The organism is Oceanobacter sp. 3_MG-2023, from assembly GCF_030688925.1.
In the GTDB taxonomy this organism is placed as follows: Bacteria; Pseudomonadota; Gammaproteobacteria; order Pseudomonadales; family Oceanobacteraceae; genus Oceanobacter.
Genome location: NZ_JAUYVX010000001.1, coordinates 202,269 through 217,494, shown reverse-complemented (window position 1 = coordinate 217,494; position 15,226 = coordinate 202,269). Strand labels below are relative to the sequence as shown.

Below are 15,226 nucleotides of genomic sequence, written 5' to 3'. Positions count from 1 at the left end.
AATTATTCTGGACTTTTACCTTTACGTCAATAGTGAGGCTTGTTTGTTTCCAAAACGGCAGCATTCCCGAGCGATGCGGTTGCCTGAAACAGGCACGAACGTATAATGCTGCACCTCTATAAAGCGCTTTCTTAGTAGTTTGCTGATTATCACCAAAAAATCAAACCCGAATAGCACAGCCGTGGCCAATAACTCTAACCGTTAACAGGAGAGATCCGTATGGACCGTGATGTAATGGAGTATGACGTTGTAATTGTCGGCGCAGGCCCAGCGGGCCTCGCAGCGGCTTGCCGCATCAAGCAAGTCGCCAACGAAGCAGGCAACGAGATTTCGGTCTGCCTGGTTGAAAAAGGTTCCGAAGTCGGTGCCCATATCTTGTCTGGTGCGGTTATTGAAGACCGGGCGCTGACGGAGTTGTTCCCGGACTGGAAGGAAAACAATGCCCCTCTCACGACCCAGGTTGCCAGGGACGAAGTGTATTTTCTGCTTGGCGACAGCAAGTCGATACAGGCCCCTGGCTGGGCTGTGCCAAAACCGATGCATAACCACGGCAACTATATAGGTAGCGTTGGCAATTTGTGTCGCTGGCTGGGTCAGCAGGCAGAAGAACTCGGCGTTGAAATCTATCCGGGCTTCCCGGCGGCAGAAGTATTGCTTGAAGATGGCGTGGTCAAGGGTGTGATTACCGGGGATATGGGCGTGGATGCCGAGGGCAACCCCAAGGACAGTTACACCCCCGGAATGGAACTACGGGCCCGTTACACCCTGTTTGCAGAGGGGTGTCGTGGCCATTTGGGCAAGCGCCTGATCAATGAATATCAACTGGATGCTGGCAAGGACCCTCAGCATTACGGAATCGGCATCAAGGAATTGTGGGATATCGATCCTGCCAGGCACCAGCCTGGACTGGTGATGCACGGTACTGGCTGGCCACTGAACGAATCATCTTCATCGGGTGGTTTTTTTCTCTACCATGGGGATGACGGTCAGGTCATGGTTGGGCTGATTACCGATCTTTCCTATTCCAACCCTTATGTCAGCCCTTATGATGAATTCCAGCGTCTGAAACACCACCCTGCCATCGCACAGTATCTGGAAGGTGGCAAACGGGTGTCTTATGGTGCACGGGCCATCACCAAGGGAGGACTGAACTGCCTGCCCAAAATGACCTTTCCTGGTGGTTTGCTGATCGGCTGTGACGCCGGAACGCTGAATTTTGCCAAAATCAAAGGCGTTCATACTGCCATGAAAAGCGGCATGATTGCTGCCGAGACGGTGATTGCCGCTATCGCGGCTGATCGTTGTCACGACGAGCTGACGGAATTCACCACCGCCTTTGAGAGCAGCTGGGCCTGGCAAGAGCTGCAACGCAGCCGCAACTTTGGCCCCGCGCTTCACAAGCTGGGGACTCTGGGCGGGGCTGCTTTCAACTTTATTGATCAGAATATTCTGGCCATGCCGGTCACACTGCACGACACCACGCCAGACTACGACACTCTGCGGGCTGCCTCTGAATGCAAACCGATCATCTACCCCAAGCCAGATGGCAAATTAAGCTTCAGCAAACTGGATTCCGTGTTTATCGGCAATGTTAACCACGCCGAAGACCAGCCTTGCCATCTGAAGCTGGCCGATGCTGAAATTCCTCTGGAGATCAATCTGGTGCAGTGGGATGAGCCGGCTCAACGTTATTGCCCTGCGGGTGTTTACGAAATCACGGAAGACGAGCAAGGCAAGCACTTCCAGATCAATTCGCAAAATTGTGTTCACTGCAAAACCTGCGATATCAAGGATCCGTCCCAGAATATTGAATGGGTGACTCCAGAAGGGAGTGGTGGCCCGAACTATCCCAATATGTAATCCATCCTGAATGAAAAACAAAAAAGCCCGCAATCAATGCGGGCTTTTTTATCAACAACCAAATGGCTAATCAAATAGCCGATCAGGCACCGGGACGTTTGATCTCAATGTTGTCTTGTGCCCATTTGCGGTAGCTGGCGATATTGGCACGAGCTGCCCGATTTTCAAGCAGGCCCTTCTCTTCAGCGCTGACCGTCAGATCGGCCAGATCATCTACCTGTATATCATCGACCCGCACAACGGCAGCACCGCCCTGTACGTCCACTACTGCTACGACACCTTGCTGCAAGGCAAATGCTCTGGACTGGGCTTCGCGAGGAAGATCGGTCGTCTGGTCATAAGTGACTTCGACAGTAGTCCAGGCATCGGATTCTTGCTCTCCTGCGGCAATTTGAGCGGCAATGGTATCGGCCAGTTCTGAGGCTCTATCACGCTTGAGCAGGTTTTCAACTTGCTGGCGGACAATTTCCAGAGGCAATGTTCGGGGTTCTTCATGTTCAGATACAGCAAACACATAGACTCCCTGCTCTGTTTCAACCAGCTCACTCAACTCCCGATCCAGCAGCAGGTTTTCTGCAAACGCCTGTTGGCGCACAGCATCATTAGCGGCCAGTCCTTCACCAAAATCACGAGTAAACAAGCCCGATTCCTGAACTGTCAGACCCAGTACCGCGGCAATCTCATCCACAGAGTCTGATGAAAACGCCAGATTGCTTAATTCTTGCGTTTGCTCAGCGATACGCAGCCCGGCTTTTTCGTTACGAATGTACTCGGCCAGTTCATCGTGCTGCTGTTCAAAAGTGTCCGATTCCGACGCCTTGACATCAAGCAACTGGATAATATGGTAACCAAACTCAGTTTTTACCGGCTCGGAAATATCCCCTTGCTGCATCGCAAACAGAGCCGTTTCAAACTCCGGCACAAAGGTACCGTGACTGATATAACCCAGATCACCCCCACTGCTGCCACTGGCAATATCATCGGAACTGGTTTGTGCCAGTTCGGCAAAATCAGCACCAGCATCCAGTTCTGCTTTCAGTTCATTTGCCTTGGCCAAGGCTTCTTCACTGGAACGCTCATCACTGACTTCAACCAGAATATGACGGGAACTGCGTTGTTCCTTGGCGGATAGCTCATTCAGGTAATCATCGTAAGCGGCCTTGATTTCATCCTCAGAGACCTCTTCTGCGGCGGCCAGTGCTGCGCGGTCAAAACCGACATAACGAATACGGGCCTGCTCTGGCGACTGGAAGCGGGAACTGTTGTCATCGTAGTAGGTTTGCACGTCTTCATCAGAGAGTTCGATGTCATCCATCAGATCCTGGGCACGAATTTCAACATAGGAAACCGTGCGCAGCTCTCCGTTCAGCATGGCGCTAAGGCGAGTTTGATATGGCGTCGGAATGGACGTCATGGTCAATGCTTGCTGTGCCTGGTTTACTTTCAGATCTTCGCCCAAGCTGGCTCGAAATGTCAGCGGCGTCCAGCCGTTCATACGCAATACGCTGAGAAACTGTTCCTTGTTGAAACGGCCGTCCAGTTGAAAAGCCGGAATATTGACAATAGCCTGATCAACCACGCTGGTGGAGGCATACAGACCAAAGCGATCAGCCTGTACGGCGTCAACTCGCTGCTGGATCAGCTGATCAAGCGCTGATTCACGTAACAACTGGTCATTAAACAGGTTTTCATCAAATTGCTCGCCAAACTGGCGGCGCAAGTTGGCCTTTTGCTGCTCAATCAGTCGCTGGATATCAGGCTCCAGTATCTCGACACCACCGACTTCGGCGACTGGCGTTTCGCCAGAACCAATATTGACAATGCCTTCAACACCCCACAGGGCGAAGACAAGAATAATAAAAAATACGATGACCTTGGCAATAATGCCTTGGGCACTATTACGCATTGTTTGTAGCATGCTTCCTCCGGGTATTCGCTACAGCAACATAAAAAAAGCGCATCCAGGATGCGCTCTTTTATCTGGGTAGGTAGTACAACAAGGTAAAGACCTGCTGTAACTACCCTGTCCGGCATGCCAGACCGCCTTGCCAGTCAGTGTGTCAAATCATTCTGACAGCTTAGTTAACGGCATCCTTAAGCGCTTTCCCTGGCTTGAATCCAGGCACTTTGGCAGCCTTGATCTGAATTGGTTCACCGGTTTGAGGGTTGCGGCCTGTACGTTCTGCGCGCTCTTTCACCGAAAATGTACCGAATCCAACCAGGGCAACCTGATCACCGTCTTTTAGCGCAGTACCAACACTTTCTATCATGGCATCCAGTGCGCGACCAGCAGCTGCCTTTGGAATATCAGCTGATGCGGCAATGGCGTCGATTAATTCGGACTTATTCACACTTTTCCCCTCACTCTGTGTGCAATATTAGATTCTTGTTATGCGACTGGGCGATCGCTACAGGAAATTAAAGAGCGTCGATTTATACCAACTGGGTTATGCACCGTCAAGCAGACTCAGTGCGTCTTTGGGCGAGAACCCTCGTCCTTGCTGACGCTTGCATCATCTGTCGGAACAATTGGTGCCGAAACACCATCAGGGCTTGACTCAAGCGCCAAATCCAGAACCTCGTCGATCCAGTCTACAGCAACAACCGTCAGGTCTTGCTTGATATTTTCCGGTATATCCCTGAGGTCTTTTTCATTCTCTCGAGGAATAATAACCGTTTTGATGCCTCCACGATGCGCGGCCAGCAGCTTCTCTTTCAAGCCACCAATCGCCAGCACCTTGCCGCGCAGGGTGATCTCCCCTGTCATGGCAACTTCAGCCTTAACCGGAATGCCGGTCAATACGGATGCCAGTGCGGTTGCCATGCCGATCCCGGCACTGGGGCCGTCTTTCGGAGTAGCGCCTTCCGGTACGTGAACATGGATATCGTTCTTTTCAAAAAACTCGACATCCGCTTTCATGCCTGGGGCGCGACTTCTGACGACTGTAAGGGCCGCCTGAATGGATTCCTGCATCACGTCACCCAGCGAGCCGGTCTTGATGATCCGTCCCTTGCCAGGAGTGGCCGCCGCTTCCAGTGTCAATAATTCGCCACCGACCGATGTCCAGGCCAGTCCGGTTACTTGTCCAACTTCGTTACTGGCTCCAGCCAGGCCGTAGCTGTATTTGGTAACACCGAGGAATTCTTCCAGCAACTCTTCGGTAATCACGCAGGTAGCGGTTGTCTGGCTCAGCATATTGGTCTTGACTACACGGCGACAAAGCTTGGCCAGTTCACGTTCAAGCCCTCGCACACCCGCCTCACGGGTGTAGTGCCGGATAATGCTGCGCAACTGTGATTCTGGCAGCTCAATCTCATCGGCTTTAAGGCCGTTTTGCTTGATCTGCTTTGGCAACAGGTAGCGCTGGGCAATATTCACCTTCTCAGCCTCGGTGTACCCTGGAATACGAATGACTTCCATACGATCCAGCAAAGGCCCGGGAATATTCATGCTGTTGGATGTGCAGACAAACATGACATCCGACAGATCATAATCCACCTCAAGGTAGTGATCTGCAAATGTGTTGTTTTGTTCTGGGTCCAGCACTTCCAGCAAGGCAGAAGCCGGGTCACCGCGGTTGTCCATCCCCATTTTGTCGATTTCATCCAGCAGGAACAAGGGGTTGCGCACACCAACCTTGGTCATGCGCTGGACCAGCTTGCCTGGCATGGAGCCGATATAGGTACGGCGATGGCCACGAATTTCAGCTTCATCCCGAACACCACCCAAAGACATGCGGGTAAACTGCCGGTTGGTCGCCCGGGCAATGGACTTGCCCAACGAGGTTTTACCAACACCCGGCGGGCCCACCAGACACAGGACTGCACCTTTGACCTTTTTGACGCGATTCTGGACCGCCAGGTATTCAAGGATGCGTTCTTTGACTTCTTCCAGACCGTAATGATCGGCATCGAGGATATCCCGGGCGCGAACCAGGTCATGATTCAGTCGTGAACGTTTTTTCCACGGCAGATTCAGCAACCAGTCCAGGTAGCCCCGGACAACGGAAGCTTCAGCCGACATCGGTGACATCATGCGCAGTTTGCGTAATTCTGCTTCGGCCTTTTCCTTGGCTTCTGTGGTCAAGCCAACCTTTTCAATTTTTTCGGTCAGCTCATCAAACTCATTGCTGCCGTCTTCCAGATCACCGAGTTCTTTCTGGATGGCTTTCATTTGCTCATTCAGATAGTACTCGCGCTGGCTTTTTTCCATCTGTTTTTTAACGCGACCACGAATCCGCTTCTCGACCTTGAGCAGGTCGATTTCAGATTCCATCAATTCCATCAGGTGCTCAACCCGCTCTTTGGGGTCGAACATTTCCAGTACAGCCTGTTTCTCTTCCAGTTTGAGAGAGATATGGGCGGCAATGGTGTCACTCAGACGGCTGACATCCTCAACACCGGAGATGGTGGAAAGCACTTCACTGGGTACTTTTTTGGACAGCTGTACATACTGCTCAAAGTGCCCGGTCAAGGAGCGGGTCAGTACTTCGTTCTCGCGTTCATCCGGGATGCGTGTTCCGGCTGGTACAACCTGGCCACGGAACAAGTCACTCTCATCGATCAGACGTTCCAGTGAGGCACGCTCTTCACCTTCAACCAGCACTTTGACAGTGCCGTCAGGGAGGCGGAGTAGCTGCAGGATGGTGGCTACTGTTCCAACGCTATGGAGCCCTTCAATGCCAGGGGCATCATCAGAGGCGTCCTTCTGGGCAATAAGCATGATGCGTTTGTCGCCCGCCATCGCTTCTTCCAGAGCATTGATTGATTTTTCCCGCCCCACAAACAAGGGAATAACCATGGCGGGAAAGACCACTACGTCACGCAGTGGCAAGAGAGGTAATACTTCTTGATTCATCAGATTAGGTCTCTGCTACAAAGCAATATTCTGAGAGTGGGGGTTGTGCCCGTTAAAAACAAGCAACAAACAAATAAAAAGGAGCCAATGGCTCCTTTTTATTGTTTTTCAGGAAAGTGTTAATCGCTTTCTGAAGAGGCCATGGCGACATCGCCACTCTCATAAATCATGATGGGTTCAGCGATACCATTAATAACGCTATCTTCGATAACAATCTTGCTGATATCCGGTTCAGAAGGCACTCGATACATGGTCTGCAACAAGGCTCCTTCCAGAATCGAGCGCAATCCTCGCGCGCCGGTCTTTCTTTCCATTGCGCAATTGGCAATGGCATCGAGAGCCGAGTCGCGAATATCAAGCTCTACTGATTCCATCTCAAACAACTTCTGGAATTGACGAACCAGTGAATTTTTTGGTTCGGTCAGAATCCGGATCAAGGCATCCTTGTCGAGTTCATCCAGCGTTGCCACAACCGGCAAACGGCCAATAAACTCAGGAATCAAACCAAATTTAACCAGATCAACGGGTTCTACTTCGCGTAATGCTGCACCAATTGATTTCTGGTCTTCCTTGCCTTTAACGGTAGCCACAAAGCCAATGGAACTACGCTCAGACCGATCCCGAATAATTTGATCCAGTCCGGCAAAGGCTCCTCCGCAAATAAACAGGATATTGGAGGTGTCCACCTGTAGAAATTCTTGCTGCGGGTGTTTTCGACCACCTTGTGGCGGCACGGATGCAACAGTCCCCTCGACGAGCTTCAGTAATGCTTGCTGAACCCCCTCGCCTGATACATCACGTGTGATTGACGGGTTGTCGGATTTACGTGAAATCTTGTCAATCTCATCGATATACACAATGCCTCGCTGGGCGCGCTCAACATCGTAGTCACACTTCTGCAGTAATTTCTGAATGATGTTTTCTACATCTTCGCCCACATAACCCGCTTCTGTCAGTGTAGTGGCATCAGCAATGGTAAATGGTACATTCAGCAAGCGAGCCAGTGTTTCTGCCAGCAATGTCTTGCCGCTGCCCGTTGGGCCAATCAGCAGGATATTACTCTTGGATAGCTCAACATCGCCCTTCCCTTTGCCTTTACCTTCACCAAAGCGCAGACGCTTGTAGTGATTGTAAACCGCCACAGCCAAAACCACCTTGGCTTTATCTTGACCAATAACGTATTCATCCAGAGTCAGACGAATTTCCTGTGGCGTAGGCAGGGTGTCAGAACCGCCCTTGTTATCGGTCTCCTGGACTTCTTCACGAATAATGTCATTACACAAATCAACACATTCATCGCAAATAAACACCGAAGGCCCGGCAATCAGCTTGCGCACTTCATGCTGACTCTTACCGCAAAACGAACAGTAGAGCAGCTTGCCGCCGTCTTCGCCTTTGCCTTTAGTATCGTCGGTCATTCGACTGCCTCATTCTGGTACATAGCATTCATATATAGGTGCACAATGGTCGAGTTTCAAGCCTGTCGGCCATCGTTTGGTCAATTTTATTGACCTCGATGGGTCAAAACCTTGTCAATAAGGCCATATTCAAGTGCCATATCGGCAGTCATAAAGTTGTCGCGCTCGGTATCCGCCGCAACTGTCTCGTATTTCTGGCCAGTATGATGCGCCAGAATGCTATTGAGACGTTCCTTGGTATGCTGGATATTGCGAGCATGAATTTGAATATCCGTTGCCTGCCCCTGGGCACCACCGCTTGGCTGGTGAATCATTACCCGTGAGTTCGGCACACTGTAGCGCTTGCCTGCTGCCCCGGCAGCCAGCAGAAAGGCTCCCATGCTACAGGCCTGGCCAATAACCATGGTACTGACGTCCGGCTTGATAAACTGCATGGTGTCATAAATCGACATGCCAGCAGAAACCGAACCACCCGGTGAGTTGATATACAGGTGAATATCTTTGTCCGGATTTTCAGACTCAAGAAACAGCAGTTGAGCCACGACCAGGTTGGCCATGTGATCTTCCACAGGCCCTACCAGAAAAATCACCCGCTCCTTCAGCAAACGGGAGTAGATATCGTAAGAGCGCTCACCGCGAGCAGACTGCTCTACTACCATAGGAACCAGGGCATTCTGGATCACTTCCGATCCCTGAGTGAATTGGTCATTCATAAAATTACTCCCATACAAAACCAGTATCGAACCATCATTACAAAAACAGCCGCTATGTAGCGGCTGTTTTTGAGTGTAGCCATTGGAGACGAATCTGTCAGTCCCCAAGATACCAACTATTACATTGCTTGGTTGGCATTGGCAGCGCGAATAACGTCTTCGTACGAGGTTTCAACCACGGAAACGGTAGCAGCCGCTAACACTTTTTCGATCAATTGATCTTCCAGAGCCAATGATTGGATCTGTGATTTTTGTTCAGCATTGCTGGAGTAATACTCACGAACCTGTTCAGGGTCCTGGTAAGTAGAAGCAATTTCTTCAATCAGCTCAGCGACTTTTTCATCGGATGGCTTCATGTCGGCGGCTTCAATAGCAGCATTCATCAACAGACCAACCTTGACGCGTTGCTCAGCCTGGCCTTTGAAAATCTCGGCAGGCAGTTGTGAGGCATCCATTTGACCGCCAAACTGCTTGACTGCCTGCTGGCGCAGACGATCAATTTCCTGGTCAATCAGAGGGGTTGGTGCATCAACTTCGTTGCTGGCAACCAATGCATCGATCACTTGTTGCTTGGTCAAAGTACGCAGGGCACGTTTCAATTCGCGATCCATATTGGTGCGAATTTCAGCGCGGAACTCGGCTTCATCAGCGGTTTCTACACCGAAGGTATTGAAGAAGGCTTCGTTCATTTCAGGCAGTTCGCCCTTCTCGACTTTTTGCACAGTGATCTTGAATTGTGCCGGCTTACCCTTGAGCTCTTCCTTGTGGTAATCATCAGGGAAGTTCACATCAATGGTTTTTTCATCGCCAGCGACAAAGCCGACAATTGCAGCCTCAAAACCTGGAATCATGGAGCCAGATCCCAAAGTCAGGGTGTGGCCTTCAGCTTTGCCACCCTCGAATGCTTCACCATCGACAAAGCCTTCAAAATCGATAACAACACGATCGCCATCTTCAGCAGCGGCATCGGTTTCTGTCCAGGTGGTGTTTTGTTGACGCAGGGTCTCCACCATTTTTTCCATATCGTCATCGGATACGGTGGCTGTCTTTTGCTCAATGGACAGCTCAGCAAAATCACCCAGAGCAACTTCTGGATACACTTCGAAGGTTGCCTTGAACTCAAGATCCTTGCCGTCTTCGTTTACCACAGGTTCAAAACTGGGCATTCCTGCCAGCTTGAGCGCTTGCTCCTGCACAGCCTGAAAGAAAGACTGCTGCATTTGCTGGTAGACAGCTTCATAACGCGCTTGCTGACCAAACATACGTTTGATCACTGCAAGAGGAACCTTGCCCGGACGAAAACCATCAATGCGACGACCTTTGGCCAGCTTTTTCAGCTCTGCTGTTACTTTTGGTTCTACTTCCGCAGCAGGAACGCCAATGGTCATACAACGCTGAAGACCACTGGTTGTCTCGATGGACACTTGCATAGATGCCTCTCAGATAAAGTGTTTTTTTACGATCACTACCGGAAAATACCGGTCGCCGATTCAGAAAGCCGCGGAGTATAACGCAAGCCAGAGGACGAATAAACGAGAGAAAACAAACCACTGCAAATTGCAGAAACAAAAAAAGCAATCAGCAAGAGTGCTGGACAATAAAAATACAGAGAAAGTGCCTGAAGGCAGAAAGCATCGAAGAGCAACTGACCCAAAGGTGTCGATACGAAGAAGCAGACAGGAAGAAGAAAAGACAAAACAGACAAGACTTGAAAATGGGGTGGCCGACGGGGATCGAACCCGCGACAACAGGAATCACAATCCTGGACTCTACCAACTGAGCTACGGCCACCATATCATGCTCGGGATGCTATTGGCGCACCCGGCAGGGCTTGAACCTGCAACCCCCGGCTTAGAAGGCCGGTGCTCTATCCAATTGAGCTACGGGCGCATGTCCATCTAACCTTCGAGATTAAATGGTCGGGGTAGAGAGATTCGAACTCCCGACATCCTGGTCCCAAACCAGGCGCGCTACCAGACTGCGCTATACCCCGTCACACTACTTGCAACAGTCAGTGTTTTGCTGACCCTCCCAAGTGGCTGCGCATATTATAGATGACCTGCCAGCAGGTCAACCAGAATTTGAAAATATTTCGATAAAACAAATACTTCACTGCTTTTGGCGAGAAACTGTCTGATAACTGATCAGTCATTTAGCTGTCGCTTTGTTTTCCTTCGTGGGCGTGAGAAAATTGCAACAGATACATCTCTACAACAGGTTTTTCATTTCATGACCGCACAACTGATTGACGGTAACGCCAGAGCGGAAGCTATCCGCACGCACATCCAGCAACAGGTTACCGAGCGCCAACAGCAAGGCAAACGCCTGCCAGGGCTGGCTGTTATCCTGGTAGGAGAAGATCCCGCTTCTCAAGTGTATGTCGCCCACAAACGCCGGGACTGCGAGCAGGTTGGTATTGCCAGCAAGGCCTATGACCTGCCAGCAAGCACCACGCAACAGGAACTGCTGACACTGATTGAGCAGCTGAATGACGATGCCACCATCGATGGCATTCTGGTGCAACTCCCCCTCCCCGATGGTTTGCGAGCCGACGAGATTCTTGAACGCATCGACCCAACCAAGGATGTCGACGGCTTCCATCCGTTTAATATGGGTCGCCTTGCCCAGCGCATCCCCCTGCTCCGCCCTTGTACTCCAGCGGGTATCATTGACTTGCTCGACAGCACTGGCAAAAAACTGGCGGGCATGCACGCGGTTGTCGTGGGGGCATCCAATATCGTTGGGCGACCAATGGGGCTTGAATTATTATTACGTGGCTGCACCGTCACTACTTGCCATCGCTTTACCCAAAACCTGGAGCAACACGTACGCCAGGCCGACTTGTTGGTGGTTGCCGTTGGCAAGCCCGGTATTGTCGATAGCGAATGGATCAAGGAAGGGGCAATCGTGATTGATGTGGGCATCAATCGCACACCAGAAGGCCGCTTGATTGGTGATATTGAATTTGCCGAGGCCGCCAGCCGTGCATCATACATCACCCCGGTTCCGGGCGGTGTGGGGCCAATGACACGCGCCAAACTACTGGAAAACACCTTGTTTGCCTGCGAAAACCTGCATACCTGAGGCCGTTACAGACGCTCCCTGCCAGACAGCCCATACAGTAAACAAGAAACACAACAGCCCGGACATGCCGGGCTGTTGTATTCATCAGGATCGCTATCAGACGTGAAGGATCAACAGATCAGGCTGTGGTCGACTACTGCTTGATCCAGGTCGTTCCTTCCGGCCCATCTTTCAATACGATTCCCTTGGCTGCCAGCGTATCCCGCACCGCATCAGCCGCGGCAAAGTCCTTGGCTTTCTTGGCATCCAGTCGCTGCTGGATCATGGTTTCAATCCAGTCGGCTTCATCTCCAGCACCAGCCTGGAAAAAATCTTTCGGCTCCGACTGCAAGCACCCCAAAACCGACCCCAGATAACGTAATTGCCCGGCCAGTGCTGCCTGCTCTGCCCCCTCGGCCTTGTTAATGGCCCGCGCCAACTCAAACAGCACGGCAATTGCTTCCGGGGTGTTGAAGTCATCATCCATTGCTGCATGAAAACGTGCAGAAAAATCATTTTCCACATCTTCGATAGCACCAACCTCAACTCCATCCAGGGCATTATAGAAACGCTCCAGACGAGTGTGTGATTCCTTCAGGCTCTCTTCGCTGTAGTTGATCGCACTGCGATACTGGCTCGACAGCAGCAAAAAACGCACAACTTCAGCAGGATACTTGTCGAGAATTTCGCGGATGGTAAAAAAGTTACCCAATGACTTGGACATCTTTTCACCATCAACCCGCACCGCCCCGGCATGCATCCAGGTATTGACGTAATGCGCCCCATTGGCGGCCTCAGACTGGGCTATTTCGTTTTCATGGTGTGGGAATTTCAGATCTGGCCCACCACCATGAATATCGAAAGTATCCCCCAGGCAGCATTTGGACATGGCAGAACACTCGACATGCCAGCCAGGGCGGCCGATCCCCCAGGGTGACTTCCAATGTGGCTCGTCCGGTTTGGCTGACTTCCACAACACAAAGTCGAGAGGATCCTGCTTGTGTTCGTCAACACCGATCCGCGCACCCGCTTCCAGCTCATCCAGTACCTTGCCCGACAACTTGCCATAGCCGTCGAACTTGCGTACCGAGTAATACACATCACCATTGGCTGCAGGATAGGCAAAGCCTTTGTCAATCAGGGTCTCAATCAGGGCAACAATATCGTCGATATGGGCTGTTGCACGTGGCTCCGCATCGGGCATTTCGATCCCGAGTGATGCGGAGTCCTTATGCATCTCATCAATAAACCGCTCAGTCAGCACATTGAATGCTTCGCCATTTTCATTGGCCCGAGTGATGATCTTGTCATCAATGTCGGTGATGTTGCGAACATAGTTGACTTCAAAGCCACGATGGCGCAAATACCGCGCAATCACATCAAAGGCAATCATCACCCGGGCATGGCCCAGGTGACAGTAGTCGTAAACTGTCATGCCACAGACGTACATGCCAACCTTTCCGGGCACCAGGGGTGTAAACACCTCTTTTTGACGGGTCAGGGTGTTGTAAACGGACAATGTCATAACAGGGTTTAATCCTTTTTCAGTTCTTTGTCTTCACGCAGGCCAATCGTCAAGTTAAACACAGGCGCTGCAGCGGTATGATCTTTCTGGTCAGAAACGTAATACCCTTCACGTTCAAACTGGAAGTGCGTTTCAGGGGCAATGGATGCCAATGCCGGCTCAATCCAGCCATGCACAACCGTCAGTGATTCCGGATTGATCAACTCCATCAGGTCGCCTTCAGCCTTGTCTGGCGTTACATGAGTAAACAGCCGCTGGTACAGGCGCAATTCAGCCTGTACGCCGTGACTCGCCGAGACCCAGTGCACGACCCCTTTGGGCTTGTTGCCGTCTTCAGGGTCCACACCCAGGGTGTTTTCAATCAGTTGGGCACGTACCAATACAACCTGTCCGGCGTCGTTTTTCTCGTAATCCGTGGCTTCAATTACATAGCCATGACGCAGGCGAATGCGCTTGCCGGGGGTGAATTTCTTTTTGAACTTCTTGCTGTACTCTTCCTTGAAGTCGTCTTGATCAATAAACAACTCACGGGTAAAGGGCATTGCGCGACTGCCCAGATCCAGCTCCTGGTGGTAGTCCGCACTCAGCATTTCCAGATGATCTTCGGCAAGATTCTCAATTACCACCTTGAGTGGGTTGATCACACACATGGCTCGCGGCGCATGACGATTCAGATCATCACGCACGGCATGTTCCAGCATGGCGACGTCGACCAGACCATCGGAGCGGGTAACACCGATCATATCGCAGAAATTACGGATGGAACGCGGGGTAAAGCCACGGCGACGCATACCTGAAATGGTTGGCATGCGTGGGTCATCCCAGCCACTAACGATCTGGTTATCAACAAGTGCTTTCAGTTTACGCTTCGAGGTAACGGTATAATCAAGATTCAGGCGACCAAATTCATACTGTTTTGGCTCTACCGGTACCGGCAGATGGGCAATAAACCACTCGTACAATGGCCGGTGATCTTCAAACTCCAGCGTACAGACGGAATGCGTCACGCCTTCAATGGCGTCCGACTGACCATGGGTAAAGTCGTAGGTCGGATAAATACACCACTTGTCCCCAGTCTGATGATGGGACACCTTGCGAATACGGTAGATGATCGGGTCGCGCAAGTTCATATTGCCCGAGGCCATATCTATTTTGGCACGTAACACACAGGCGCCTTCGTCAAATTCACCCAGCCGCATTTTTTCGAACAGCGCCAGGTTTTCATCCACACTGCGCTCCCGGTACGGGCTGTTTTTACCCGCCTCTGTCAGGGTGCCGCGGTACTGGCGTGCCTCTTCTGCGCTCAAGTCACACACATAGGCATTGCCGGTGCGAATCAGATGCAGCGCCCACTCGTGCAGCTGATCAAAATAATCTGAAGCGTAGTGGATGTCGCCCTGCCATTGAAAGCCAAGCCATTGCACATCAGCCTTGATGGCATCGATAAACTCCTGGCTTTCCTTTTCCGGGTTGGTGTCATCAAAACGCAAATTGCAACCACCGCCAAACTGCTCCGCTACGCCGAAATTCAGGCAGATGGATTTTGCATGACCAACATGCAAATAGCCGTTGGGCTCGGGTGGAAAACGGGTAACCACCCGTTGTACTTTGCCACCGGCGAGATCTTCTTCAATGATTTTGGCAACGAAGTTGTTACCACGAGCAGGAGCGTCTGTCATAACCACCTTAAAGCAAAAAATAATTGGCTCGCAGGGCGCTGCAGCCACCAGAATGGCATTTCCTCATGCCAGACAAGCATTTGCAACGCTGTAAGCCCGTAAAAAAGGCG

10 protein-coding genes and 3 tRNA genes are annotated in these 15,226 nt (G+C 51.3%); 2 read left to right on the top strand and 11 right to left on the bottom strand.

What is annotated here, in order from left to right; all coding sequences use genetic code 11:
- The first annotated feature begins 219 nt into the window (after positions 1-219).
- Positions 220-1,860 carry an electron transfer flavoprotein-ubiquinone oxidoreductase gene (locus Q8W32_RS00965; RefSeq protein WP_305413275.1) on the top strand — a complete coding sequence of 547 codons (1,641 nt, stop codon included), beginning with the start codon at positions 220-222 and terminating at the stop codon, positions 1,858-1,860.
- An 82-nt stretch (positions 1,861-1,942) separates the two neighbouring features.
- Here the strand turns inward: Q8W32_RS00965 and Q8W32_RS00960 are convergent, their stop codons facing one another.
- The 9 genes from Q8W32_RS00960 to Q8W32_RS00920 form a co-directional block, all read right to left on the bottom strand.
- Positions 1,943-3,778: a SurA N-terminal domain-containing protein gene (locus Q8W32_RS00960; RefSeq protein WP_305413274.1), complete on the bottom strand. Its 1,836-nt coding sequence runs from the start codon at positions 3,776-3,778 to the stop codon at positions 1,943-1,945.
- A 160-nt stretch (positions 3,779-3,938) separates the two neighbouring features.
- Entirely contained in the window at positions 3,939-4,211 is a 273-nt protein-coding gene (locus Q8W32_RS00955; protein WP_303431622.1) for an HU family DNA-binding protein, read from the bottom strand.
- A gap of 116 nt (positions 4,212-4,327) precedes the next feature.
- Positions 4,328-6,718, bottom strand: a complete 2,391-nt coding sequence (gene lon, locus Q8W32_RS00950) for an endopeptidase La (RefSeq protein ID WP_303431623.1) — start codon at positions 6,716-6,718, stop codon at positions 4,328-4,330.
- Positions 6,719-6,837: 119 nt separating this feature from the next.
- Complete coding sequence (gene clpX, locus Q8W32_RS00945) at positions 6,838-8,136, bottom strand: ATP-dependent Clp protease ATP-binding subunit ClpX (protein ID WP_303431625.1); 1,299 nt, start codon at positions 8,134-8,136, stop codon at positions 6,838-6,840.
- Positions 8,137-8,222: 86 nt separating this feature from the next.
- Positions 8,223-8,849, bottom strand: a complete 627-nt coding sequence (clpP, locus tag Q8W32_RS00940; protein ID WP_303431627.1) for an ATP-dependent Clp endopeptidase proteolytic subunit ClpP — start codon at positions 8,847-8,849, stop codon at positions 8,223-8,225.
- Between the two features lie 119 nt (positions 8,850-8,968).
- Positions 8,969-10,279, bottom strand: a complete 1,311-nt coding sequence (gene tig, locus Q8W32_RS00935) for a trigger factor (RefSeq protein WP_305413273.1) — start codon at positions 10,277-10,279, stop codon at positions 8,969-8,971.
- 285 nt (positions 10,280-10,564) lie between these two features.
- Positions 10,565-10,640, bottom strand: a tRNA-His gene (locus Q8W32_RS00930).
- Between the two features lie 22 nt (positions 10,641-10,662).
- Positions 10,663-10,739: transfer RNA gene (locus tag Q8W32_RS00925), tRNA-Arg, on the bottom strand.
- 26 nt (positions 10,740-10,765) lie between these two features.
- Positions 10,766-10,842, bottom strand: a tRNA-Pro gene (locus Q8W32_RS00920).
- Positions 10,843-11,078: 236 nt separating this feature from the next.
- Here Q8W32_RS00920 and folD point away from each other — a divergent pair.
- Complete coding sequence (folD, locus tag Q8W32_RS00915; RefSeq protein WP_303431631.1) at positions 11,079-11,933, top strand: bifunctional methylenetetrahydrofolate dehydrogenase/methenyltetrahydrofolate cyclohydrolase FolD; 855 nt, start codon at positions 11,079-11,081, stop codon at positions 11,931-11,933.
- Between the two features lie 133 nt (positions 11,934-12,066).
- Here the strand turns inward: folD and cysS are convergent, their stop codons facing one another.
- Both cysS and Q8W32_RS00905 read right to left on the bottom strand, forming a co-directional pair.
- Positions 12,067-13,437, bottom strand: coding sequence for a cysteine--tRNA ligase (gene cysS / locus Q8W32_RS00910; RefSeq protein WP_305413270.1), 1,371 nt, complete (start codon positions 13,435-13,437; stop codon positions 12,067-12,069).
- Positions 13,438-13,445: 8 nt separating this feature from the next.
- Entirely contained in the window at positions 13,446-15,116 is a 1,671-nt protein-coding gene (locus Q8W32_RS00905) for a glutamine--tRNA ligase/YqeY domain fusion protein (RefSeq protein WP_303431633.1), read from the bottom strand.
- Positions 15,117-15,226: the final 110 nt, after the last annotated feature.

What these genes read in the sequence shown, in the direction of transcription:
- clpX (WP_303431625.1), bottom strand. Translation starts at nt 8,136, where the DNA reads ATGACCGACGATACTAAAGGCAAAGGCGAAGACGGCGGCAAGCTGCTC.
- Q8W32_RS00905 (WP_303431633.1), bottom strand. Translation starts at nt 15,116, where the DNA reads ATGACAGACGCTCCTGCTCGTGGTAACAACTTCGTTGCCAAAATCATT.
- Q8W32_RS00960 (WP_305413274.1), bottom strand. Translation starts at nt 3,778, where the DNA reads ATGCTACAAACAATGCGTAATAGTGCCCAAGGCATTATTGCCAAGGTC.
- cysS (WP_305413270.1), bottom strand. Translation starts at nt 13,437, where the DNA reads ATGACATTGTCCGTTTACAACACCCTGACCCGTCAAAAAGAGGTGTTT.
- folD (WP_303431631.1), top strand. Translation starts at nt 11,079, where the DNA reads ATGACCGCACAACTGATTGACGGTAACGCCAGAGCGGAAGCTATCCGC.
- tig (WP_305413273.1), bottom strand. Translation starts at nt 10,279, where the DNA reads ATGCAAGTGTCCATCGAGACAACCAGTGGTCTTCAGCGTTGTATGACC.
- lon (WP_303431623.1), bottom strand. Translation starts at nt 6,718, where the DNA reads ATGAATCAAGAAGTATTACCTCTCTTGCCACTGCGTGACGTAGTGGTC.
- clpP (WP_303431627.1), bottom strand. Translation starts at nt 8,849, where the DNA reads ATGAATGACCAATTCACTCAGGGATCGGAAGTGATCCAGAATGCCCTG.
- Q8W32_RS00965 (WP_305413275.1), top strand. Translation starts at nt 220, where the DNA reads ATGGACCGTGATGTAATGGAGTATGACGTTGTAATTGTCGGCGCAGGC.